General features: G+C 71.5%; 21 protein-coding genes. 7 read left to right on the forward strand and 14 right to left on the reverse strand.

Going from position 1 to position 21,616, the window contains the following annotated elements; genetic code table 11:
• Nucleotides 1-136 precede the first annotated feature (136 nt).
• Nucleotides 137-421 carry a DUF6332 family protein gene (locus ACFYWX_RS19060; protein WP_389425206.1) on the forward strand — a complete coding sequence of 95 codons (285 nt, stop codon included), beginning with the start codon at nucleotides 137-139 and terminating at the stop codon, nucleotides 419-421.
• Here the strand turns inward: ACFYWX_RS19060 and ACFYWX_RS19065 are convergent.
• From ACFYWX_RS19065 to ACFYWX_RS19075, 3 genes are all read right to left on the reverse strand, one after another.
• Nucleotides 382-1,047: a response regulator gene (locus tag ACFYWX_RS19065; protein ID WP_389425207.1), complete on the reverse strand. Its 666-nt coding sequence runs from the start codon at nucleotides 1,045-1,047 to the stop codon at nucleotides 382-384. The genes ACFYWX_RS19060 and ACFYWX_RS19065 overlap by 40 nt on opposite strands.
• Nucleotides 1,044-2,270 (reverse strand): sensor histidine kinase, encoded by a 1,227-nt coding sequence (locus tag ACFYWX_RS19070; RefSeq protein ID WP_389425208.1) that lies wholly within the window; start codon nucleotides 2,268-2,270, stop codon nucleotides 1,044-1,046. The genes ACFYWX_RS19065 and ACFYWX_RS19070 overlap by 4 nt, the downstream gene beginning before the upstream one ends.
• A gap of 94 nt (nucleotides 2,271-2,364) precedes the next feature.
• Nucleotides 2,365-3,060 carry a TetR/AcrR family transcriptional regulator gene (locus ACFYWX_RS19075; RefSeq protein ID WP_389425209.1) on the reverse strand — a complete coding sequence of 232 codons (696 nt, stop codon included), beginning with the start codon at nucleotides 3,058-3,060 and terminating at the stop codon, nucleotides 2,365-2,367.
• Nucleotides 3,061-3,189: 129 nt separating this feature from the next.
• Here ACFYWX_RS19075 and ACFYWX_RS19080 point away from each other — a divergent pair, with 129 nt between their 5' ends.
• Nucleotides 3,190-3,642, forward strand: a complete 453-nt coding sequence (locus ACFYWX_RS19080; protein ID WP_389425210.1) for a nitroreductase family deazaflavin-dependent oxidoreductase — start codon at nucleotides 3,190-3,192, stop codon at nucleotides 3,640-3,642.
• Here the strand turns inward: ACFYWX_RS19080 and ACFYWX_RS19085 are convergent.
• Nucleotides 3,632-4,873, reverse strand: a complete 1,242-nt coding sequence (locus ACFYWX_RS19085) for a geranylgeranyl reductase family protein (RefSeq protein WP_389425211.1) — start codon at nucleotides 4,871-4,873, stop codon at nucleotides 3,632-3,634. The genes ACFYWX_RS19080 and ACFYWX_RS19085 overlap by 11 nt on opposite strands.
• Before the next feature lie 189 nt (nucleotides 4,874-5,062).
• Here ACFYWX_RS19085 and ACFYWX_RS19090 point away from each other — a divergent pair, with 189 nt between their 5' ends.
• Genes ACFYWX_RS19090 through ACFYWX_RS19100 form a run of 3 tightly spaced genes read left to right on the forward strand, consistent with a single transcriptional unit; the run spans nucleotide 5,063 to nucleotide 8,258 of the window.
• Nucleotides 5,063-6,418, forward strand: a complete 1,356-nt coding sequence (locus ACFYWX_RS19090; protein WP_389425212.1) for a dipeptidase — start codon at nucleotides 5,063-5,065, stop codon at nucleotides 6,416-6,418.
• A 60-nt stretch (nucleotides 6,419-6,478) separates the two neighbouring features.
• The gene (locus ACFYWX_RS19095) at nucleotides 6,479-7,195 is read left to right on the forward strand and encodes an MBL fold metallo-hydrolase (protein ID WP_389425213.1); all 717 of its coding nucleotides are present in this window, start codon (nucleotides 6,479-6,481) and stop codon (nucleotides 7,193-7,195) included.
• 10 nt (nucleotides 7,196-7,205) lie between these two features.
• Nucleotides 7,206-8,258, forward strand: coding sequence for a protein kinase family protein (locus ACFYWX_RS19100; protein WP_389425214.1), 1,053 nt, complete (start codon nucleotides 7,206-7,208; stop codon nucleotides 8,256-8,258).
• Here ACFYWX_RS19100 and ACFYWX_RS19105 read toward each other — a convergent pair.
• The 9 genes from ACFYWX_RS19105 to ACFYWX_RS19145 all read right to left on the reverse strand — a co-directional run bounded on the left by ACFYWX_RS19105 (nucleotide 8,231) and on the right by ACFYWX_RS19145 (nucleotide 18,075).
• Nucleotides 8,231-9,292, reverse strand: a complete 1,062-nt coding sequence (locus tag ACFYWX_RS19105) for an ABC transporter ATP-binding protein (RefSeq protein ID WP_389425215.1) — start codon at nucleotides 9,290-9,292, stop codon at nucleotides 8,231-8,233. The genes ACFYWX_RS19100 and ACFYWX_RS19105 overlap by 28 nt on opposite strands.
• Nucleotides 9,289-10,371 (reverse strand): ABC transporter ATP-binding protein, encoded by a 1,083-nt coding sequence (locus ACFYWX_RS19110; RefSeq protein ID WP_389425216.1) that lies wholly within the window; start codon nucleotides 10,369-10,371, stop codon nucleotides 9,289-9,291. Before ACFYWX_RS19110 ends, ACFYWX_RS19105 begins: the two co-directional genes overlap by 4 nt.
• An 11-nt stretch (nucleotides 10,372-10,382) precedes the next feature.
• Nucleotides 10,383-11,375, reverse strand: coding sequence for an ABC transporter permease (locus ACFYWX_RS19115; protein ID WP_389425217.1), 993 nt, complete (start codon nucleotides 11,373-11,375; stop codon nucleotides 10,383-10,385).
• An 84-nt stretch (nucleotides 11,376-11,459) separates the two neighbouring features.
• Nucleotides 11,460-13,136: an ABC transporter substrate-binding protein gene (locus tag ACFYWX_RS19120; protein ID WP_389425218.1), complete on the reverse strand. Its 1,677-nt coding sequence runs from the start codon at nucleotides 13,134-13,136 to the stop codon at nucleotides 11,460-11,462.
• A gap of 70 nt (nucleotides 13,137-13,206) precedes the next feature.
• Nucleotides 13,207-14,196 (reverse strand): ABC transporter permease, encoded by a 990-nt coding sequence (locus ACFYWX_RS19125; RefSeq protein WP_389425219.1) that lies wholly within the window; start codon nucleotides 14,194-14,196, stop codon nucleotides 13,207-13,209.
• A 404-nt stretch (nucleotides 14,197-14,600) separates the two neighbouring features.
• Nucleotides 14,601-15,644, reverse strand: a complete 1,044-nt coding sequence (locus ACFYWX_RS19130) for an NUDIX domain-containing protein (protein ID WP_389425220.1) — start codon at nucleotides 15,642-15,644, stop codon at nucleotides 14,601-14,603.
• A gap of 140 nt (nucleotides 15,645-15,784) precedes the next feature.
• Nucleotides 15,785-15,982: a hypothetical protein gene (locus tag ACFYWX_RS19135; protein ID WP_389425221.1), complete on the reverse strand. Its 198-nt coding sequence runs from the start codon at nucleotides 15,980-15,982 to the stop codon at nucleotides 15,785-15,787.
• Nucleotides 15,979-16,959 (reverse strand): DUF1731 domain-containing protein, encoded by a 981-nt coding sequence (locus ACFYWX_RS19140; RefSeq protein ID WP_389425222.1) that lies wholly within the window; start codon nucleotides 16,957-16,959, stop codon nucleotides 15,979-15,981. The genes ACFYWX_RS19135 and ACFYWX_RS19140 overlap by 4 nt, the downstream gene beginning before the upstream one ends.
• A gap of 159 nt (nucleotides 16,960-17,118) precedes the next feature.
• On the reverse strand, nucleotides 17,119-18,075 hold the full coding sequence (locus ACFYWX_RS19145; protein WP_389425223.1) for an ROK family protein: 957 nt from the start codon (nucleotides 18,073-18,075) through the stop codon (nucleotides 17,119-17,121).
• A gap of 172 nt (nucleotides 18,076-18,247) precedes the next feature.
• Here ACFYWX_RS19145 and ACFYWX_RS19150 point away from each other — a divergent pair, with 172 nt between their 5' ends.
• Nucleotides 18,248-19,348, forward strand: coding sequence for a LacI family DNA-binding transcriptional regulator (locus ACFYWX_RS19150; protein ID WP_389425224.1), 1,101 nt, complete (start codon nucleotides 18,248-18,250; stop codon nucleotides 19,346-19,348).
• Nucleotides 19,349-19,355: 7 nt separating this feature from the next.
• Nucleotides 19,356-20,126, forward strand: a complete 771-nt coding sequence (locus ACFYWX_RS19155) for a hypothetical protein (protein ID WP_389425225.1) — start codon at nucleotides 19,356-19,358, stop codon at nucleotides 20,124-20,126.
• 41 nt (nucleotides 20,127-20,167) lie between these two features.
• On the opposite strand, the gene ACFYWX_RS19160 is transcribed toward ACFYWX_RS19155, so the two are convergent.
• Nucleotides 20,168-21,478 carry a DUF6986 family protein gene (locus tag ACFYWX_RS19160; protein WP_389425226.1) on the reverse strand — a complete coding sequence of 437 codons (1,311 nt, stop codon included), beginning with the start codon at nucleotides 21,476-21,478 and terminating at the stop codon, nucleotides 20,168-20,170.
• Nucleotides 21,479-21,616: the final 138 nt, after the last annotated feature.

Below are 21,616 nucleotides of genomic sequence, written 5' to 3' on the forward strand. Positions count from 1 at the left end.
CTCCCCCCGGGCGAGCCACCCGGGCCGGCCCGCGATCACGGTCTCCCGCCGGGCCAGGTAGCCCCCCCCCCCCCCCCCGCCGGCGGGCCGCCCCCCCCCGCCCCCCCCCCCCCCCACGCCTGTTTCACTCACGGGCATGACCACTTACGGGGGACGGCGCAGTCAGGCCGAGCGGGACGCGATCACCGTCGAGATCGGTTACGCGCTGTTCAGCGCGGCCTTCGCGGCGGCCGTCGTCTTCGGTGCCGTCGCGGGTCCGGCGCTCCTCCTCGACCTGCCGGACACCCCGTCCCGCCTGCTGCTGCGCACCGGGACGGTGCTGGCGCCCGTCCTCTTCGCGGCCCGCGTCGTCAGCGTCCTGCTCCGCTTCCGGCGGGCGGCTCAGCCCAGCCAGCCCGGCCGGACCAGCCCCGACTCGTAGGCCAGGACGACCAGTTGGGCCCGGTCGCGGGCTCCGAGCTTGACCATCGTGCGGCTGACGTGGGTCTTCGCGGTGAGCGGGCTGACGACCAGGCGGCGGGCGATCTCCTCGTTGGACAGGCCGATCCCGACCAGTGCCATGACCTCCCGCTCCCGCTCGGTGAGCCGACCGAGGGCGTCGGCGGTCGCGGGCTCCTTGGAACGGGCGGCGAACTCGGCGATCAGCCGACGCGTCACACCCGGCGAGAGCAGCGCGTCACCGGCGACCACCGCCCTTACCGCGCGCAGGAGTTCGTCCGGTTCGGTGTCCTTCACCAGGAAGCCGGAGGCTCCCGAACGCAGGGCCTCGAAGACGTACTCGTCGAGTTCGAAGGTGGTCAGCATGACCACCCTGACCTGGGTGAGCGTCTCGTCCTCGGTGATGCTGCGGGTCGCGGCCAGGCCGTCGAGGAGCGGCATGCGGATGTCCATCAGCACGACGTCGGGGCGCAGTTCGCGCACCGCGCGCACGGCCTCGTCGCCGTCGGCGGCCTCCCCGGCCACCTCGATGTCGGGCTGCGCGTCGAGCAGCGCCCTGAACCCGGCCCGCACCAGTGACTGGTCGTCGGCGAGCAGTACGCGGATCACCGGTCCTCCTTGACCCTCGACGGCAGGACGGCGAGGACCCTGAAGCCCCCGTCGGGGCGCGGCCCCGCCTCGATCGTGCCACCGAGCGCGGCGGCCCGCTCCCGCATTCCGGCCAGCCCGTTCTCGCTGCCGCCCGCGTCGGCACCGGTCGCGGGCCCGTCGTCGTCGACGCGCAGCCGCAGCGCGCCGCCCGTGTGATCGAGCCGTACGCGCGCGTGCCGTGAGCCGGAGTGCCGTACGACGTTGGTGAGCGCCTCCTGCACGATGCGGAAGGCGGCGAGGTCCGTGCCGGGCGGCAGGCGGGGCGGTTCGCCGTCCACCTCGACCGTGAGACCCGCGCGGGCCGCCTGTTCCACCAGTTCCGGCAGCCGGTCGAGGCCGGGCGCCGGGGCGCGGGGGGCGTCGCCGGGCGTGCGCAGGGTGTCGAGCACCTGGCGTACGTCGCCGAGCGCCTCCTTGCTGGCGGACTTGATGGTGGTGAGCGCCGTGCGTGCCTGCTCCGGGTCGGAGTCGAGGAGGGCGAGCCCGACGCCCGCCTGGACGTTGATGACGGAGAGGCTGTGCGCGAGGACGTCGTGCAGTTCGCGTGCGATGCGCAGCCGCTCCTCGTCGGCGCGCCGCCGGGCCGCCTGTGCGCGCTCGGCCCGCTCACGGGCCCACTGTTCGCGCCTCGTGCGGGCCAGTTCCGACACCGCCACGATCGCCACGACCCAGGTGGCGATCACCAGTTCCTGCCCCCAGGAGGCGCCCGCGTCGCGGGAGGGCGGCAGCCACCGGTAGAGCCAGTGGGCCACCAGGACGTGGCCGGCCCAGAGCATCCCCAGGGCGATCCAGGCGGCCCTGCGGTGCCCGGCCACCACGGCGCTGAAGCAGGCCAGCGCGACGGTGAGGAAGACGGGTCCGTACGCGTAGCCGGCGCCCAGGTAGACCATGGCGGCCGCCGCCGTGCCGAACACGACGGGCACCGGGTACCGCTGCCGCCACAGCAGCAGCGCCGAGGCCACGAGCAGCAGCACGCGCGCGAAGACGTCGAGCGGAGCCCGCTCCCCCTCCTGCATGTGGGCCGCGAAGTTCGAGCCGACCAGCACGAGGGCGGTGACCAGCAGGGTGGAGCGCCACGGCCACCGGACGCCGGGCTCCTCGTCGTCCCAGCGGCCGCGCCACGGCGACCCGTACCGCCGCCAGGAGGGCGGACCATCGCCGCGTACGCGCTGCTCGTCCATGTCCGCCACGCTAGACGCCGCACCCGGCCGCGGACGTCAGCCGGGCGAGGTGATCACACGTACTCCCGGGGAAGTACATCCCCGGGCGGGCTTCTCAGCGCAGCCCCACTCCCCGCGCGAGTCCCTCCGCCGCATGCCGGAAGAACACCTCCCGCTCCTCCACCAGCCGGTCGAACTGGCCGAACAGTTCGAAGCCGACCAGCCCGTACAGCTGGGCCCAGGCCGCGACAAGGGCCGCGGTCACCGCGGGCGGCAGGTCGGTGGCGAGGACGGCTTCGATCCGCTCGGCCTCGGGACGCAGCTCGTCCGGCAGCGGCGGCTCGGCCATGCCGGGCTCCCGGTGCGCGTCGCGCAGGATGTCGATCAGCACGCGACCGACGCGGGCCGCGGCCGCGACCGTGGTCTCGGGGGCGGAGTAGCCGGGCACCGGCGAGCCGTAGATCAGCGCGTACTCGTGCGGATGCGCGAGCGCCCATTCCCGTACCGCCTCGCAGACCGCCGTCCAGCGACGCACGGGGCCGGCGTCCGCGACCGCGCGGTGTGCCTCCTCCGCGCGCTCGCCGAGGGAGTCGTAGGCGTCCATGATGAGAGCGGTGAGCAGGTCGTCACGGCTGGGGAAGTACCGGTACAGCGCGGAGGAGACCATGCCCAGCTCCCGGGCCACGGCCCGCAGCGACAGCTTGGCCGCGCCGTCGGCGGCGAGCTGCCTTCGCGCCTCGTCCTTGATGGCGGCGGTGACTTCGATCCTTGCCCGGGCGCGTGCGCCCTGTGCGGTTCTGCTCGTCGTCATGCAGGGAGTGTTCCATGAATCCGGAGCGGTGCACACACAAGAGAGCACTGCTCTTGCATTGGAGCGCTGTTCTCGTGCAGACTCCTCTCAAGCGAGAGCACCGCTCTCCGAAACTCTCTGGGGGTCACCATGCAGACATCGCCGTACTACCTCAAGGGCAGCCCGCTGACCGTCCGCCTCAACGGCGTCGTCGGCTGGCTCGCCCGGCACGGCTTCAGCCTCCTGGGCACGGCGGAGATGTCCGTGCGGGGGCGCAAGAGCGGCAGGATGCAGCGCATCCCGGTCAACCCGCACACGTTCGAGGGCACGCAGTACCTGGTCTCGGCCCGCGGCCACTCCCAGTGGGTGCGCAACATGCGTGCCGCCGGCGGCGGGGAGCTGCGCGTGGGCCGCAGGGCCCGCACGTTCACCGCGGTGGAGCTCCCCGACGAGGAGAAGCTCCCGATCCTGCGTGCCTACCTGAAGAAGTGGGGCTGGGAGGTCAACCAGTACTTCAAGGGGGTCACCGCCAAGTCCTCCGACGAGGAGATCGTCGCGGCCGCCGGTGACCACCCGGTCTTCCGGATCACGGTCACTCAGTGACCTCGCCGGCCGCGGGCTCCGCCGACCGACGGTCCATCGCGGTCAGGGCGCGCTGGGCGAGCGGGTGGGAGCGGACGAGCTCGCCCAGTGACGTCGAGCCGCGGGTGATGTCGGTGAAGGCCCTCCAGGCGGGCCTGAAGCTCGTCAGCGCCGCGTGGAACAGCCCGGGGCGGCGCTCGAAGGCCATCAGCAGTGCCTTGCCGACGCTCATCTCCACGCCGAGCCCTGCCTTGATCGCGAACGCGTAGTTGAGGGCCTGGCGCCGGGCGTCCACCGCGTCGTGCGCCTCCGCGATCCGTACCGCCCACTCCCCCGCGAGCCGGCCGGAGCGCAGCGCGAACGAGATGCCCTCGCGGGTCCACGGTTCGAGGAGCCCCGCCGCGTCTCCGCAGACGAGGACCCGCCCGCGCGACAGCGGGGAGTCGTCGGCCCGGCAGCGGGTCAGATGTCCGGAGGAGATGCTCGGCTCGAAGCCGGCGAGGCCGAGCCGCCCGATGAACTCCTCCAAGTACCGCTTCGTCGCGGCGCCTTCACCGCGCGCGGAGATCACCCCGACCGTCAGCGTGTCCCCCTTGGGGAACACCCAGCCGTAACTGCCGGGCATCGGCCCCCAGTCGATGAGCACCCGCCCCTTCCAGTCCTCGGCGACGGTCTCCGGCACCGGGATCTCCGCCTCCAGGCCGAGATCCACCTGGTCGAGCTTGACCCCGACGTGGGCTCCTATCCGGCTGGCGCTGCCGTCGGCGCCGACGACCGCGTGGGCCAGCAGCGTCTCGCCGCCCTGGAGGACGACGGCGACCGTGCGCCGGTCCGGCACCGCCGAGCCGTGCTGCTCGACGCGCTGCACGGTGACGCCCGTACGCAGCTCGGCGCCCGCCTTCTGCGCGTGCTCCACCAGCTGCTGGTCGAACTCGGGGCGGTTGATCAGCCCGAACAGCATCTGCTTGGAGCGGCGGGTGCGGGTGAAGCGCCCGTTGTTCGAGAACGTGACCGCGTGCACGCGGTCACGGAAGGGGAGCTCGAAGCCGGGCGGCAGCGCGTCGCGCGAGGGGCCGATGATGCCGCCGCCGCACGTCTTGTAGCGGGGCAGCTCCGCCTTCTCCAGCAACAGCACGCGCCGTCCCGCGACCGCGGCCGCGTAGGCGGCCGAGGCCCCCGCGGGTCCCGCGCCCACCACGACGACGTCCCACACCCGCCGCACGTCGTCCGCCGAAGAGTTCTCGCTGCTCACGATGGTCTACTGCTCCGATCAAGCCGCTGCCGCACCTGTCATCCGCATCCTACGGCGGAGATCGCCACAGCCCGCTGTGGGAGGATCGCCGCCGTATGCGCCGCACACCAGCTCGGGCGTACGCTCGCACGGTCACCCGTACACGCGGGTGCCCACCCGTACAACGTCGCACCCACGAGGAGCGTGCCCATGTCGTCGAATCCGGTCGCCGAGACCGTCGCCTCGCTGATGCCCAGGGCGAAGGCGGAGCTCACCGAGCTGGTGGCCTTCAAGTCGGTGGCGGACTTCGACCAGTTCCCGAAGAGCGAGAGCGACGCCGCCGCTGGGTGGGTCGCCGACGCGCTGCGCGCGGAGGGCTTCGAGGACGTCGCCCTGCTCGACACCCCGGACGGCACGCAGTCGGTGTACGGGTACCTCCCCGGACCGGCCGACGCGAAAACGATTCTCCTCTACGCCCACTACGACGTGCAGCCGCCGCTCGACGAGGCCGCCTGGACCACCCCGCCCTTCGAGCTCACCGAGCGCGACGGCCGCTGGTACGGGCGCGGCGCCGCCGACTGCAAGGGCGGCGTCATCATGCACCTGCTCGCCCTGCGCGCACTGAAGGCCAACGGCGGCGTGCCGGTGCACGTGAAGGTGATCGCCGAGGGCTCGGAGGAGCAGGGCACCGGCGGCCTCGAACGGTACGCGGAGGAGCACCCGGAGCTCCTGGAGGCCGACACCATCGTCATCGGCGACGCGGGCAACTTCCGCGTCGGTCTGCCCACGGTCACCTCCACGCTGCGCGGCATGACCCTGGTCCGCGTGCAGATCGACACCCTCGAAGGCAACCTGCACTCCGGCCAGTTCGGCGGCGCCGCCCCCGACGCGCTGGGCGCGCTGATCCGCGTCCTGGACTCGCTGCGCGCCGAGGACGGCTCGACGACCGTCGACGGGCTCACCGGCAGCTCCGCGTGGGAGGGGCTGCAGTACGACGACGAGCAGTTCCGCAAGGACGCCAAGGTGCTGGACGGCGTCGGCCTGATCGGCTCCGGCACGGTCGCCGACCGCATCTGGGCGCGCCCGGCGGTGACCGTCCTCGGCATCGACTGCCCGCCGGTCGTCGGGGCCACCCCGTCGGTGCAGGCCGGCGCCCGCGCGCTGGTGAGCCTCAGGGTGCCGCCGGGTGTCGACGCCGTCGAGGCCACCAAGCTGCTCCAGGCGCACCTGGAGGCGCACACGCCGTGGGGCGCCCGGGTGCGCACCGAGCAGATCGGCCAGGGCCAGGCCTTCCGCGCCGACACCACCAGCCCCGCGTACGCGGCGATGGCGGAGGCGATGGCGGTGGCCTACCCGGGCCAGGAGATGCAGTACGCCGGTCAGGGCGGCTCCATCCCGCTGTGCAACACCCTCGCGGCCCTCTACCCGCGCGCGGAGATCCTCCTCATCGGCCTGAGCGAGCCGGAGGCCCAGATCCACGCCGTCAACGAGAGTGTGTCGCCGGAGGAACTGGAGCGTCTCTCGGTGGCCGAGGCCCTGTTCCTGCGCAACTTCGCGGCGAGCTGACCGCTCTGCCCTCAGCAGAGGCCCTCGCCCGCCGGGCGGGGGCTTCTCTACGGTCCTTCCATGGACGTCCTCGAGCTCCTTCCCCGCCTGCGTCTCCTGCGCTTCCCGGTCGGCCAGGCCTATCTCTGGCGCGACGCGGACGAGTTGACGCTGATCGACGCCGGCCCGGCGGGCTCGGGCGCGGGGGTCACCGAGGCGATCAGAGCCCTCGGGCATCCTCCGCAGGCCGTACGGCGGATCGTGCTGACCCACTTCCACGACGATCACGTGGGCGGGGCACAGGAGTTGGCCGCGGCGACCGGTGCCGAGGTGCTGGCCCATCGTCTGGACGCGCCCGTGGTTCGCGGTGAAGTCCCCGGTCCACCACCGGTGTTCGAGGACTGGGAGATCCCGCTGCACGCCGAGGCGGCGAAACACCTGCCCCCGGGCGACTTCGCCCGCCCGAAGACGGTGACCGAGCTGTCCGACGGCGACGTACTCGACTTCGGCGACGGCGCCCACGTCGTCCACGTGCCCGGCCACACGCACGGCAGCATCGCCCTGCACCTTCCCCGGCACGGCGTGCTGTTCACGGGCGACGCGGTGGCCGCGTCCCCGGTCGACGGCAGCGTGCTGCTCGGTGTGTTCAACCTCGACCGGACGGGGGCAATCGCCTCGTTCCACCGGTTGGCGGCGCTGGACACGGACGTGGCGTGTTTCGGCCACGGCGATCCGGTGCTCGGCCGGGCGGCGGCCACGCTGCGGGAAACCTCGGACAGATACGAGGCCGCGCGCTGAGGATGAGGGCATGATCCCTGCCGAACGCCTCGCCTCCCACCACGCCCTCGCCACCTCCCTCGCCCTGCTCAGTGACACCGAACTGGCCGATCTCCTCGCCACGGGCGTGCCCGTCGGCACCGGCATCGGCGGACGGGTCCTGCACGTGGAGGTGGACGGCAGGCGGGTCTTCGTCAAACGGGTGCGGCTGACGGACACCGAGCTGCACCCGGACAACGTGCGGTCCACGGCGAACCTCTTCGGCATGCCGGCCTTCTGCCACTACGGCGTCGGCAGCCCCGGCCTCGGCGCCTGGCGGGAACTCGCCGTGCACACGATGACGACCCACTGGGTCCTGGCCGGCGACTTCGCCGGGTTCCCGCTGACACACCACTGGCGGGTCCTGCCCGACGAGCCCCAGCCGTTGCCGGACGAACTCGCCGACGTGGACCGGGCCGTCGCCTACTGGGGCGGTGGCCCGGGGACGCGCGAGCGCATCGAGGGCAGGCGCACGGCCACGGCGAGCCTGACGCTGTTCCTGGAGTACATCCCGTACACGCTCCACGACTGGCTCGACGCACGCATCCGCACGGACGACGCCGACGCCGCCTGCGCACTGGTGGAGTCGGGCCTCGCGGAAGCCACCGACTTCCTCCGCGCGCACGGGCTGCTGCACTTCGACGCCCACTTCCAAAACATCCTCACCGACGGCCGGCGGCTCTACCTCGCGGACTACGGCCTCGCACTGTCCTCCCGCTTCCGCCTCACCCCGGCGGAACGCGACTTCCTCGACCGCCACCGCGACTACGACCGCGCCTACTCGACCTCCTTCTTCGTGACCTGGCTCGTCGTCGCCCTCCACGGCTACGACCGCGACACCCGCGAGGCCTACATCCGCGCGTGCGCCTACGGCGCATCGCCCGAGGGGATCCCGGCAGCGGCCGCCGACATCATCGCCCGGCACGCACCGCTCGCCACCGTGATGAACGACTTCCTGCGGCGGTTCGAGGAGAAGAGCAGGCAGACCCCCTTTCCGTACGACGAACTGCGGGCGATCTACGACAGCTCCACGGTCTCCGGGTAGTGGCAGGCCACCGGGTTGCCGCCGCCCCGGTCGGTCAGCTCGGGCTCCTGCTCCACACAGGCCACGCGTTCACTCTCGCCGAGGGCCCGCGCGAACTTGGGGCAGCGGGTGCGGAACCGGCAGCCGGAGGGCGGATCGATCGGCGAGGGCACGTCCCCGCTCAGTCGGATGCGTTCACGCCGCTCGGCGGCGTCCGGGTCGGCCTCGGGGACGGCGGACAGCAACGCGCGCGTGTAGGGGTGCCGGGGACGGGCGTAGAGGGTCTCCCGGTCGGCGACCTCGACGACCTTGCCGAGGTACATCACCGCGACGCGTTCGGAGAAGTGCCGCACGACGGCGAGGTCGTGGGCGATGAAGACGAACGCGATGCCGAACTCCCGTTGCAGGTCCTGGAGCAGGTTGACGACCTGGGCCTGGATGGAGACGTCCAGCGCCGACACCGGTTCGTCGGCCACGATGAGCTTCGGGCGCAGGGCGAGGGCGCGGGCGATGCCGATGCGCTGGCGCTGGCCGCCGGAGAACTCGTTCGGGTAGCGGTTGTAGTGCTCGGGGTTGAGGCCCACCGTCTCCAGGAGTTCCTGCGCGCGCTTCTTGAGGCCCTGCGGCGGTTCGATGCCGTTGAGCCGCATCGGCGTCTCGATGATCGTGCCGACCGTGTGCCGGGGGTTCAGCGAGGAGTACGGGTCCTGGAAGATCATCTGGAGGTTCTTGCGCGCCTGTCGCAGCTTCGTCGGCGGCTTGTGGGTGATGTCCTCGCCGTCGAACACGATGGAGCCGGCCGTGGGTTCGAGGAGGCGAGTGATGAGCCGGCCCGTGGTCGACTTGCCGCAGCCGGACTCGCCGACCAGGCCGAGCGACTCCCCGGCACCGACCGAGAAGTCGATGCCGTCGACGGCGCGCACGGCCCCGATCTGCCGCCGGAAGACGATGCCGGTCCGCAGGGGGAAGTGCTTCGTCAGGCCCGTGACCTCGAGGAGCTTCCCGCCCGGGGCGGCGGCGGCCTGCGGTTCGCGGATGGGCTGGGTGGTGCTCACGGCGTGCTCCTGTGGTCGTGCGTGTCGGCGCCCCGGATCTCCTGCTTGGCCCGTGCGGTGAGATGGCAGGCGGCGATATGCGCGGCCGTGCCGGCAACCGGCCGCAGTTCGGGCCGCTCGACCGTGCAACTCCCCTCCGACACCCAGCCCTTGTAGGCGCACCGGGGGTGGAAGGCGCAGCCGGACGGAAGGTTGATCAGGCTCGGCGGGGAGCCCGGGATCGGGTTGAGCCGGCGGCCCACGTCGTCGGCGATGTCCGGCATCGACTGCAACAGGCCCCAGGTGTAGGGGTGTTCGGGCTGCTTGAGGACGTCGCGGACGGTGCCGTACTCGATGCGGCGGCCGCCGTACATCACCAGGATGTGGTCGGCGACGTCGGCGACCACACCGAGGTCGTGGGTGATGATGATCACCGCGGAGCCGAACTCCTCCTGGAGGTCGCGGATGAGGTCGAGGATCTGCGCCTGCACGGTGACGTCGAGGGCGGTCGTCGGCTCGTCGGCGATGAGCAGGGCGGGGTCGCAGACCAGGGACATGGCGATCATGGCGCGCTGCCGCATGCCGCCGGAGAACTGGTGCGGGTAGTCCTTCGCCCGCCGCTCGGGCTGCGGGATGCCGACCCGCTTCAGCATCTCCACGGCACGCTCCATGGCCTCCTTCTTGGAGACCCTGTGGTGCACCCGGTAGGCCTCGGCGATCTGGGAGCCGACGGTGAAGAAGGGGTGCAGCGCCGAGAGCGGGTCCTGGAAGATCATGGAGACGGTGGTGCCGCGCAGCGCGCGCATCTCGTGCTCGGGCAGGGCGACGAGCTCCCGGCCCTCCAGCCATATCTCGCCGGACACCTGGGCGCGCGTGCCCTTGTGCAGCCCGAGGAGGGCCAGCGAGGTCACCGACTTGCCGGAGCCGGACTCGCCGACGATGCCGAGGGTGCGGCCCTTCTCCAGGGTGAAGGAGACCCCGTCGACGGACTTCACGAGGCCGTCCTCGGTCGGGAAGCTCACCCGCAGGTCCCGTACGTCGAGGAAGGAGCCGGTCGCGGGCAGGACGTCCGCGGGCTGCGCGGAGAGGGGCAGGGTCACTGGTCTTTCCTTCACGCGAGGCGTACGCGGGGGTCGACGAGGCCGTAGACGAGGTCGACGACGACGTTGGCGAGGACGACGAACGTGGCGGCGAAGAGGGTGGTGCCGAGGATGACGGGCAGGTCGGAGTTCTGGACCGAGTCCACGGCGAGCTTGCCGATGCCGTTGATGCCGAACACGGACTCGGTGATGACGGCGGAGCCGCCGATGAGCGAGCCGACGTCCATGCCGAAGATGGTGATGATCGGGGTGATCGCGGCCCGCAGCCCGTGCTTGAGGACGATCCTGGCGGTCGGCAGCCCCTTGGCCCGCGCGGTGCGCATGTAGTCCTCGGCGAAGACCTCCAGCATGGAGGAGCGCGTGAGCCGGGTGTACAGCGCGAGGTAGACGAAGACCAGGGTCGCCCAGGGCAGGATGAGGCCCTGGAGCCAGCCGGCCGGGTCCTCGGTGAAGGGGGTGTAGCCGGCGGCGGGCAGCAACTGCCACTTGTCGACGAACAGGAAGAGCAGCAGCAGTCCGACGAAGTAGATCTGCACGGAGACGCCGACCAGCGCGAGTCCGACCGCGGCCTTGTCGGCTGCCTTGCCCCTGCGCACGGCGGCCACCGTGCCGAGGCCGACGCCCAGGACGAGGAAGACCACCGCGGCGCCGAGGCCGAGGGACAGGTCGGCGGGGAAGTCGTCGAGGAGCGTGGTGAGGACGGGGGTGTCGGTCTGGAAGGACACCCCGAGGCATGGCGCGGAGCAGTGGATGGCCACGCTCTGGTCGCCGAAGTCACGGCCGACGAAGAGGCCCTTGAAGAACTCCCAGAACTGCTTCATGAAGCTCTGGTCGAGGCCCAGCGAGTGCCTGATCTCCGTGAGCCGGGAGGGTGAGCAGGTCTTTCCGCAGGCCAGCAGGGCGGGGTCGGACGGCAGCGCGTAGAAGATGAAGAAGGTGATCATGGTGATCACCAGCAGGATCACGGCCGCCGCCAGCAGGCGTCGGATGAGGTAACGGAGCATGGCGTCCTGGGACCTGACGTGAGTGGGGTGCTGGGGTGCCCCCGCCGGCGGGCGTCCCGCCGGCGGGGTGTCGGACGGGGTGCGTCAGTGCTTGACGTAGACGTGCACCAGGCTCGGCTCGGCGAGGATCGGGTCGGGGATGACGCCGCCGACCTTGGAACCGGAGAGCTCGCTGAAGTTCATGTACATCAGCGGGATCACGGCCGCGTCCTTCATGATCTGCTCGTCCAGGGCGCCGTAGGCGGTGTCGCGCTGCTTGATGTCGGTCATCTTGGAGATCTTGTCGATCTGCGCGTTCACGGCCGGGTCGTTCAGGTACGACAGGTCCTGGTTGGACTGCGGCAGCTTCTTGATCTGCCGTCCGTCGAACAGGACGGGCAGCACGGTGGAGGCGTTGGGCCAGTCCGCGATCCAGTCGCCCCAGACCATGTCGTACTGGTTCTTCACGTTGTCGATGGTGCTGAAGTAGTTGGCCGCGTCGATCGGGGTGATGTTCACCGTGACGCCGATCTTGCCGAGGGAGGTCTTCACCGCGTCGGCGAAGTGCTCCTCGGTGGTGGTGTTCTCCACCGCGAGCGACATGGTGGGCTTCGGGCTGCCGGCCGCCTTCATCAGCGCCTTGGCCTTGGTGAGGTCACCGGCCGGGGCGGTGCTGTACAGGTTGAACTTCTGGTAGCCGCCGATGCCGGGGCTCAGCATGGTGCTCGCGTAGTCGCCGTACGCCGAACCGCCGAAGGCGCCCCGCACCGTGGTCTTGTCGATGGCGTCCTCGATCGCCTGGCGGACCTTGATGTCCTTGACGCGGGTCGTGTTGATCGCCAGGTAGTTGATGCCGGGTGCGGGGATCTTGTAGTAACGCGACTTCAGCGACGGGTTGTTGGCGATGGTCGTCAGGTCGGAGCCGGCGATCGGGTCCTGCATGATCGAGGTCTGGGCGACCCCGGCGTCGGACTTGATCTGCTGGTCGATCGCGGCCTGCTCCTGGCCGAGCTTGACGTCGATCTCGTCGACGTTCTGCTCGCGTATCGGGTCGTTCGACTGGCTCCAGTGCGTGTTCTTGACGAGCACGAGCTCCTTGTTCTTGGTGTACGACTTGATCATGTACGGGCCGTCCGACCAGACGTGCGTGTCGTACGTCGCCCCGGTGTCGTGGGCCTTGGGCACCGCCGACCAACCGGGCATGGCGGTGGTCTCGTTGAAGTCGGCGACCGGCTGGTTCAGGTGGAAGGCGATGGTGTACTGGTCCGGCGTCTCGATGGAGGCGAGGTCCTTGCCCTTGTACGGCCCCTTGTAGTCGGCGCCGCCCACGAGCCACTGACTCGCGTACGGCGGGCCGCCGTTGATGTCGGGCGAGAAGGTCCGCTCGACGCCGTACTTGACGTCCTGCGCGGTGACCTCACTGCCGTCCTGCCACTTGACGCCGTGGCGCAGATGGAAGGTCCACACCGTGTCCCCGCTGCTGGGTGTTCCCGTGTCGGTGGCCAGGTCCCCGACCAGCTTCGGCGTGGAGCCCGACTCGTTCCAGCCGGTGAGGGTGCGCACGAACTCCTCGTCCATGCTCGACCCCTGCGTCGTGTAGACGCGCTGCGGGTCGAGGTGGTCGTAGTCGGCGTTGTTGAGGATGGTCAGGGTGCCGCCCTTGGTCGGGGAACCACTGGAGCTGCCGCTCGCGGAACCTCCGCAGGCGGTGGCCCCCAGGGCGATCGCCGCGGCGGACGCCGTGAGCGCGATCGTGCGCGTTCTGCGCGTTCTGCGCGTCATGAGGAAACACTCCGTTCTTGTGCGGGGCCGGCCTCGGGGTACCGAGGGGCCCGGACTCGGGGGCAGCGCGTCAGCCGCGACGGGCGTGCGGGTCGAGGGCGTCCCGCACGCCGTCCCCGAGGAGGTTGAGGGCCAGGACGAGGACGAGGAGCAGGACGCCGGGGACGAACAGGTACGCGGGGTCCTGGAGGAAGAACTGGGAGGCGTCCGACAGCAGGGAGCCCCAGTCCGGGTTGGGCGGGATGACGCCGACGCCCAGGTACGACAGGGCCGCCTCGGTGGTGATGTTCTGCGGGACGGCGAGGGCGAAGGAGATCAGGATCGGCGCCCACAGGTTGGGCAGCAGCTGCCGGAAGAGGATGTGGCGCCGGCCCGCGCTCATGAGCCGGGCGGCGTCGACGAACTCCCGCTCGCGCAGGGACAGCACCTGTCCGCGCACCAGGCGGGCGGTGTAGGCCCAGGCGAAGATCGCGATGTTGACGACGAGGACCAGCAGCCGGAGGTTCTCGTCGGTGCCGCCGTGGCTGTTGGTCTGGAGCGCGTTCTGGATCACCGGGGTGAGCGCGATGATGAACAGCAACTGGGGGAAGGCCAGCATCACGTCCATGATCCGCGACAGCACGGAATCGACCCAGCCGCCGAAGTAGCCGGCCGCCAGGCCCGCCACGACGCCGGCCACGGTGGACAGCACGGCCGAGGCGAAGCCCACCAGGAGCGAGGTGCGCAGTCCGTACACGATCCGGGCGAACAGGTCGTAACCGGTGCCCGGCTCGACGCCCAGCAGGTGGGTGAGGCTGATGCCGCCGAGCGCCCCGCGGGGGAAGTTGCCGGTGTCCGGGTCGATCGCCCGGCCGTCCGGGGTGATCGGCCCCCAGCCGGTGAGCGCGGTGAGCACGGGGGCCAGCAGCGCGACCGCGAGGAACAGGACGGTCACCACCAGCGCGGCCATGGTGACCTTGTCCCGCGTGATGCGCTTCCAGGCCATGCGGGCCGGTGAACGGCCGGCGACGGTCGGCGCGATCACGCTGCCGAGTTCGACCGGCTGGAGTTGCGTGGTCATCGTACGGACATCCCGGATCTACCCCTGGCTGAAAGAAATGGGTGGCGGCCGTGACCGGCTCCACGAGACAATGCGGACTTTCGCAATGCGTCGTGAGTCCGGTCAAGGCGCACCAGGAGCAGAAAAGGGATTGTTTGCGCTCGTGGAGAAGTGTTGACGAGAGCGGGGTGTGTGATTAGCCGGAGCGTGAAGGGGGGACGACGCCTCCTTGGCCATTGCTTAACATGGCCCCCCGAGACCGATGACCCGGAGCCGGCACCGGCCGGGTTTCGGAACGATGACGGCCCGCCCTCGCTTTTCTCCCGGAATTCTCCGCGCCGGGCAAAGCCGTTCCGCCGCGCACAGAAAAGCCAAAGAATTCCTGGCGACAACGGAACGGAACCGGCCGGTCATTTCACGGCGCGTCAGCCGACTGGGATACCGGCTTCCAGATAGAGCGCCGCGCCGCGCTCGCGCGCCCGTAGCGCCCAGCGCAGCCGTTCGTAGCGGACCGGCGGCAGCAGATCGGCCGCCTCCTCCTCGGTGACGAACCGCCAGCCCCGCAGTTCGGGCCCCGGCAGCAGCAGCCCCGCGGTCCGCGCGGCGTCCAGCCGGCCGCCGTCGAAGAGGAGACGCAGACCGCCGTAACCGGGCGGCGAGGGCCGCTCCCAGTCCACGACGAGCAGCCGCGGTACGTCGTCCAGCTGTATCCCTGTCTCCTCGGCGACCTCGCGGATGCCCGCGCGCGCGGGCGCCTCGCCGGGTTCGACGACGCCGCCGGGGAACTCCCAGCCGGCCTTGTAGGTGGGGTCGACCAGCAGCACCCGGTCCTGCTCGTCGAAGAGGAGGACCCCGGCGGCGACCGTCTCGGCGGTCGGCTCGGGCGTCTGCACGATCTCGCACTCCGGGACGGCGCCCGTGCCGACGGCCTCGGCGATGCGGGCGGCGGCCTCGTACGAGGTGAGGGTGCCGGTGTCGACGGGGTGGGCGTCCGCGGTGAGCCAGGAGGCGAGGGCGGCACGGTAGGGCTCGATGTGGTCGTACGACCACTGCCGTATCCGCATGTCGCCGTCGGGGAGGTCCGGCGGAACCTCCCGCCCCGCTATTCGCTCACGCAGGATCGTTTCGGCCGGGGTGAGGAGAATGTGCCGTACCGGGATCCGGCGGGCGGCGAGGCCGCCGAAGATCTCGTCGCGGTAGTCCTGGCGCAGCAGGGTCATGGGCACCACGAGGGTGCCGCCGAGCTCGGCGAGCATCGCGGCGGCCGTGTCGATCACGAGCCGCCGCCAGATCGGCAGGTCCTGGAAGTCGCCGACCTCGGCGAGGCGTTTGGGCGGGAGCAGGTACGGGAGCGCTCCGCCGATGACCTCGGGGTCGAAGAGCGTGCTGTTCGGGATCAGGTCGATCAGTTCCCGTGCGGTGGTGGTCTTCCCCGCACCGAAAGCGCCGTTGATCCAGACGACGGTCACGGTTCCCCCTCTTCTGTTGGCCCCCTGTGGCTTGCCCGCTCCACCCTGCCACGGAAACCAGCCCCCGTAGAGGGCGCGCAAACGGAAGCGCCGGTACCCCTTGTCGGGGCCCGGCGCCGGGGTGTCCGCCCTTCCCGCCGTCAGTCGCCCAACCCCAGCGGGCCCTCGTCGATGTCCAGGCTGTTGTCCTGGCCGATCGTGGGGGCGATGCCGCTGAGGGCGTCGCCCACCTTCAGACCGTTGAGGTCCTCACTGCCCAGCCCGTGGGAGGGGGTGATCGCCGCGACGACGAATCCGGTGGCGAGGGAGGCGATGGCGAGCATGCTGCGCTTCTTCATGGCCGGTTCAACTGGTGAACCGGCCGGGAGTCACGCCCCCACCCGGATCCGGCGCGCACGAGGTCCGCGGCCGCCCCCGGCCACCGAGGGTGGGTGAAGGAGAAACCCGCGTCGAGCAGTCGGCCGGGGACGACACGGCGGCTCTTCAGCAGCAGTTCCGTGTCCGAGCGCAGCGCGAAGGCGCCGATCTCGGCCATCCACCTGGTGGCGGGCAGCCCCACGGGTACCCCCCGAGCGGCCCGCAGGTCCCGCATGAACGCCCGCTGCGGCAGCGGCTCGGGAGCGGCCAGGTTCACCGGCCCGGCGAGGTCGTCCCGGTCGGCCAGGAACTCCACGGCCCGGACGAAGTCGTGCCCGTGGATCCAGGACACGTACTGCGCGCCGCCCGCGACCGGGCCGCCGAGGCCGAGCCGAGCGAGCCACGAGAGGACGTCGAAGACACCGCCGCGGTCCGGGCTCATCACCATGGCGGAGCGCAGGGCGACCTTGCGGGTGTGCGGGGTCGCGGCCCGCTCCTGCTCCCGCTCCCAGTTCTGGGCGATCTTCACGCTGTAGGCCCAGTAGTCCGGAACGCCTGCTTCCGAACCGCCGATCACGCCGGTCGCCTCGTCATTGGGGGCGTCGAAGCGGTGGGCGTAGACGGTGGCGGTGCTCATCTGCATCCAGACGCGCGGCGGCCGTACGGCGGCCTCGATCGCCTCTCCGACGACCCGGGCGGAGTTGACCCGGGAGTCCATCATCGCCCGCAGGTTGGCCGGGGTGTACCGACAGCTGACGCTGCGTCCCGCCAGGGTGACCACGACGTCACTGCCGTCGATCTCCTCGGCCCAGACGCCGAGGGTCTCCCCGTCCCAGGGGATCTCCCGAGCACGCGTGGGCCGCCTGGTGAGGATCACGACGTCATGACCGGCGGCGGTCAGCGCGCGGTCCAGGATGGTTCCGACCTGCCCGGTTCCCCCGGGCAACACGAACTTCATGAGGCTCCCCCTCTGTCGGGAGGGAGCTTAGCGCAGAAAGTTGAACACGTTCAAAAAGAGAGGCGCGGCAGGTACCAGGGGAGCGTGTCGGCGCATGGAGACGCGAACGGCGGCCGAGTCCGGCCGCCGTCCGCATGAACGTCCCTGCAGGTGTCCTCGTCAGACCCCCGCCGCTTCCGCCCCCGCGGGCCTGCCCGCGAGCGCCGCCGCGGCCGCTCCCACCAGCCCCGCGTCCGTCCCCATCAGCGCCGGCGTCACCGTCAGGCGCTGCACGAAGGAGAGGGTCGCGTAGTCGCGGAGGGCCTTGCGCAGGGGTGTGAAGAGGATGTCGCCCGCCTTGCCCACTCCCCCGCCGATGACGGCGATGTCGATCTCGACGAGCGTCGCGGTGGCCGCGATGCCCGCCGCCAGAGCCTGCGCGGCGCGCTCGAAGGAGGCCACGGCGACCGGATCGCCGGCCCGGGCGGCGGCCGCCACCGCGACGGCGGAGGTGTCGCCGTCGGGGCCGGGACGCCAGCCGTTCTCCAGGGCGCGGCGGGCGATGTTGGGGCCGCTCGCGATGCGCTCCACGCAGCCGCGCGCACCGCACGGGCACGGGTCCCCGTCGAGGTCGACGCTGATGTGGCCGATGTGGCCCGCGTTGCCGGTGGGGCCGGGATGGAGCCGGCCGTTCAGGACGAGACCACCGCCGACTCCCGTCGAGACCACCATGCACAGCGCGTTGTCGTGCCCACGGGCGGCGCCCTGCCAGTGTTCGGCCGCCGTGATCGCGACACCGTCGCCGATCAGCTCGACGGGCCGCCCGCCGACGGCGGCCCGGACCCGCCCGACGAGCGGGAAGTCACGCCAGCCGGGCACGTTCACGGGGCTCACCGTGCCCGCGGAGGCGTCCACCGGGCCCGCGCTGCCGATCCCGACCATCTGCGCCCGCCCCCACAGCGGCGAGGCGGTGAGCTCGCCGAGCACCTCCTCGACGGCCCGCATCACGGTGTCGCCGTCCTCCCGCGCGGGTGTCGCGCGCTGCGCGCGCACCAGGATCCTGCCGTGGCCGTCGACCAGCGCACCGGCGATCTTCGTACCGCCGATGTCGAGGGCTGCCACGAGGTCGGTCTGCATCAGTGTCGGATCTCCCCGTCAAACCATGGAATAGGGCAGGCCGGTCCGGCGGTGGGGGACGCGGTCCGGAGTGCATGCGATGGACAGTGTCTCCCGCATCTGACAACGTTGTCCAGGCTCTATGCTCGACGCCACATCCTCATACAAACCATGGACGGACGCATCCCCGTGGATGACACGGGACAGACGCGTCTTCGTGGACGACAGGACAGGACACCGCATCGTGCCCGAGACCATCCGCCGAGCCGACAGCCTTTCCGGGACCCGCTACGGCAACCGTCCCACCATGAAGGATGTCGCCGCCCGCGCGGGCGTCGGGCTGAAGACGGTCTCCCGCGTCGTCAACGGCGAGCCGGGCGTGACCCCGGAGACGGAGCGCCGCGTCCAGGACGCGATCGAGGCCCTCGGCTTCCGCCGCAACGACAGCGCGCGGGTTCTGCGCAAGGGCCGCACCGCGAGCATCGGCCTCGTCCTGGAAGACCTCGCCGACCCGTTCTACGGCCCCCTCAGCCGCGCGGTCGAGGAGGTGGCCCGCGCCCACGGCGCGCTGCTCATCAACGGCTCCAGCGCCGAGGACCCGGACCGGGAGCAAGAACTGGCGCTGGCGCTGTGTGCGCGGCGGGTGGACGGACTCGTGATCATCCCCGCCGGTGACGACCACCGCTATCTGGAGCCGGAGCTCAGGGCGGGCGTGGCCACGGTCTTCGTCGACCGCCCGGCCGGGAGGATCGACGCCGACTGCGTCCTGTCGGACAACTACGGCGGTGCCCTCGGCGGTGTCGCCCACCTGATCGCCCACGGTCACCGTCGGATCGGCTTCATCGGTGACATGCCCCGGATCCACACCGCCGCCGAGCGCCTGCGCGGCTACCGGGCGGCCATGGAGGACGCCGGGATACCCGTGGCGGACGCCTGGACGTCCCTGGGTGCCACCGACCCCGAGCGGGTGCGCCGGGCCGCCGAGGAGATGCTCTCCGCGCCCGACCCCGTCACCGCGATCTTCGCGGGCAACAACCGGGTGACGGTCACCGTGATCCGCGTCCTCGCCGAGCACACGCGCCCGGTCGCCCTCGTCGGCTTCGACGACATCGAGCTCGCCGACCTGCTCCGGCCGGGCATCACCGTCGTCGCCCAGGACGCGGCCGCCATCGGCAGCACCGCCGCCGACCGCCTCTTCCGCCAGCTGGACGGCACTCTCGTCGCCCCGGAGCGCATCGAGGTGCCGACCCGACTGATCACGCGCGGCTCCGGCGAGCTGCCGCCGGCGGACTGAGCGGCCCATGGACGAGCGCTCCCTGGCGGCACTGGGCCTGGCGGAGGCCCCGCACAACCGGCCCCTGAGCTACCCGGGTGCCTGGCCGCGGGAGTCCGGGCTCCTCGACGGTGACCGGCTGCTGCCCCTGGACCGGCTCGTCCACCCCGACCGCACTCCGGTTCTCGCCGTCGGCTCCAACGCCTGCCCCGGCCAACTGCGCCACAAGATGGACGGGTTCGGGATCACCTCACCGATCCCGATGGTGAAGGTACGCGTCACCGGCATCGGTGTCGGCGTCTCCGCGCACGTCAGCCGCCTGGGATACGTCTCCGCGTCCCCCTTCGACGCCCCGGGTGCCGTACGGGAGTTGTTCCTCACCTGGCTGGACGCCGAGCAGCTCGCCGTCGTGGACGCCAGCGAGGGCGTACCGCTGCCGAACGGCAACTTCCGCCGTGCGTGGCTGCCCTCCCCCGACGTGGGGTTCGTGCTGGAGAACGGCGAGACGCTGCCGGGGGCGTACGTGTACGTCAACCGGCGGGGCGTCCTGCACAACGGCACCCCGGAGCCGCGCTCGCATCCGGGGCAGCGGCCGCTGATCGCCGAGCTCCTGCTGGGGTCGGCCCGCCTGCGGGAGCTGTTCGGTGTCACACCGGAGGAGTTCTGCGCGCGGGCCCGGGCGGACGTGCGGTTGTGCGAGCGGGGTACGCGATTGTTCGCCGAGGAGAAGCTGGTGACGGCTTCAGGACTGGAGCGGTACGTGGGGCGCCCTCAGCCGTTGTCGCCACCGATGTGTTGAAGTGCCCTCGGACCCCCGGCCCAACGCAAGACGGGGGCCGGCTACTTCCGCTTCGCCGAAACCGTCAGATCCCCCCGCCTCGGTGCCGCGAAGCCCTCCAGGTCCGTTCGGGTGAGTCCCGTCGCCTCCGTCACCTCCGCGAGGTCGAGGGCGCCGCAGTCCAGGCCGCGCAGGAGGTAGCCGCTGAGGGCCTTGGCGGTGGCGGGCTCGTCCATGACGTCGCCGCCGGTCCGGTTGGCGTAGCGGGCGAGACGGGCCGCCGCCTGTCGGAAGCCCTCGCGGTAGAAGGCGAAGACGGCGGCGTAACGGGTCGGAATGTGGCAGGGGTGCATGTCCCAGCCCTGGTAGTAGGCGCGGGACAGGGCGCGGCGGGTGAGGCCGTAGTGCAGCCGCCAGGCGTCGTGGACCTTCTCGGTCGGGCCGACCGGGAGGACGTTCGTCGAGCCGTCCGAGACGCGTACGCCGGTGCCCGCGGCAGCGACCTGCATGATCGCCTTGGCGTGGTCGGCGGCCGGGTGGTCGCTGGCTTGGTAGGCGGCGGAGACACCGAGGCAGGCGCTGTAGTCGAAGGTGCCGTAGTGCAGGCCCGTGGCACGGCCCTCGGCGGCCTGGATCATGCGGGCGACGGTGGCGGTGCCGTCGGCGGCGAGGATGGACTGGCTGGTCTCGATCTGGATCTCGAAGCCGATCCGGCCGGCGTCGAGACCGCGCGCCTTCTCGAAGGCCTCCAGGAGCCGGACCATGGCGGTGACCTGCTCGGGGTACGTCACCTTCGGCAGCGTGAGGACCAGCCCCTCGGGCAGGCCGCCCGCCTCGATGAGGCCGGTGAGGAAGACGTCGAGGGTGCGGATGCCCCGGTCGCGGACGGGCGCCTCCATGCACTTCATGCGGATGCCCATGTACGGGGCCGCCGAGCCGTTCTCGTACGCCTGGGCGATCAGCCGGGCCGCCCGGGCGGCCGCCTCGTCCTCCTCGGCGTCCGGGCGGGGCCCGTAGCCGTCCTCGAAGTCGACGCGCAGGTCCTCGATCGGCTCACGTTCCAGCTTGGCGCGCACGCGGGAGTACACCGGCTCGGCAAGGTCGTCGGCCAGGCCGAGGACGGCGGCGAAGGACGCGGCGTCCGGGGCGTGTTCGTCGAGGGCGGCCAGGGCCCGGTCGCCCCAGGCGCGGAGGGTGTCGGCGGCGAAGACGTCACCGGGGACGTAGACGGTGTGGACGGGCTGGCGGGTGCCGGGGTCTCCGGGGTAGCGGCGCTCCAGTTCGGCGTCGACCGGCGCGAGGGAGGCGCTGATCTCCTCGCTGACGGCGCCCGCGAGGCTCGTCGCCACCTGCTCCTGCTGGCCCTGACCCATCCCATACCCTCCTGTTTTCCGCTGTACGGAATCAACAATCCGTAGAGCGAAGTTATCTTCGTCGCTTCCAGCAGGTCAACACCCTGTCCACGACATGGGCCCACACCGTCACTCCCGCCCCGAGGCCCTCTTTCGCAC

The sequence above is a fragment of the Streptomyces sp. NPDC002888 genome, from assembly GCF_042888465.1.
In the GTDB taxonomy this organism is placed as follows: Bacteria; Actinomycetota; Actinomycetes; order Streptomycetales; family Streptomycetaceae; genus Streptomyces.

Bases quoted from the DNA above. Each gene is read 5' to 3' on its own strand.
- ACFYWX_RS19060 (WP_389425206.1), top strand. From the start codon at position 137: ATGACCACTTACGGGGGACGGCGCAGTCAGGCCGAGCGGGACGCGATC.
- ACFYWX_RS19070 (WP_389425208.1), bottom strand. From the start codon at position 2,270: ATGGACGAGCAGCGCGTACGCGGCGATGGTCCGCCCTCCTGGCGGCGG.
- ACFYWX_RS19075 (WP_389425209.1), bottom strand. From the start codon at position 3,060: ATGACGACGAGCAGAACCGCACAGGGCGCACGCGCCCGGGCAAGGATC.
- ACFYWX_RS19080 (WP_389425210.1), top strand. From the start codon at position 3,190: ATGCAGACATCGCCGTACTACCTCAAGGGCAGCCCGCTGACCGTCCGC.
- ACFYWX_RS19090 (WP_389425212.1), top strand. From the start codon at position 5,063: ATGTCGTCGAATCCGGTCGCCGAGACCGTCGCCTCGCTGATGCCCAGG.
- ACFYWX_RS19095 (WP_389425213.1), top strand. From the start codon at position 6,479: ATGGACGTCCTCGAGCTCCTTCCCCGCCTGCGTCTCCTGCGCTTCCCG.
- ACFYWX_RS19100 (WP_389425214.1), top strand. From the start codon at position 7,206: ATGATCCCTGCCGAACGCCTCGCCTCCCACCACGCCCTCGCCACCTCC.
- ACFYWX_RS19115 (WP_389425217.1), bottom strand. From the start codon at position 11,375: ATGCTCCGTTACCTCATCCGACGCCTGCTGGCGGCGGCCGTGATCCTG.
- ACFYWX_RS19120 (WP_389425218.1), bottom strand. From the start codon at position 13,136: ATGACGCGCAGAACGCGCAGAACGCGCACGATCGCGCTCACGGCGTCC.
- ACFYWX_RS19125 (WP_389425219.1), bottom strand. From the start codon at position 14,196: ATGACCACGCAACTCCAGCCGGTCGAACTCGGCAGCGTGATCGCGCCG.
- ACFYWX_RS19135 (WP_389425221.1), bottom strand. From the start codon at position 15,982: ATGAAGAAGCGCAGCATGCTCGCCATCGCCTCCCTCGCCACCGGATTC.
- ACFYWX_RS19140 (WP_389425222.1), bottom strand. From the start codon at position 16,959: ATGAAGTTCGTGTTGCCCGGGGGAACCGGGCAGGTCGGAACCATCCTG.
- ACFYWX_RS19145 (WP_389425223.1), bottom strand. From the start codon at position 18,075: ATGCAGACCGACCTCGTGGCAGCCCTCGACATCGGCGGTACGAAGATC.
- ACFYWX_RS19150 (WP_389425224.1), top strand. From the start codon at position 18,248: ATGACACGGGACAGACGCGTCTTCGTGGACGACAGGACAGGACACCGC.
- ACFYWX_RS19155 (WP_389425225.1), top strand. From the start codon at position 19,356: ATGGACGAGCGCTCCCTGGCGGCACTGGGCCTGGCGGAGGCCCCGCAC.
- ACFYWX_RS19160 (WP_389425226.1), bottom strand. From the start codon at position 21,478: ATGGGTCAGGGCCAGCAGGAGCAGGTGGCGACGAGCCTCGCGGGCGCC.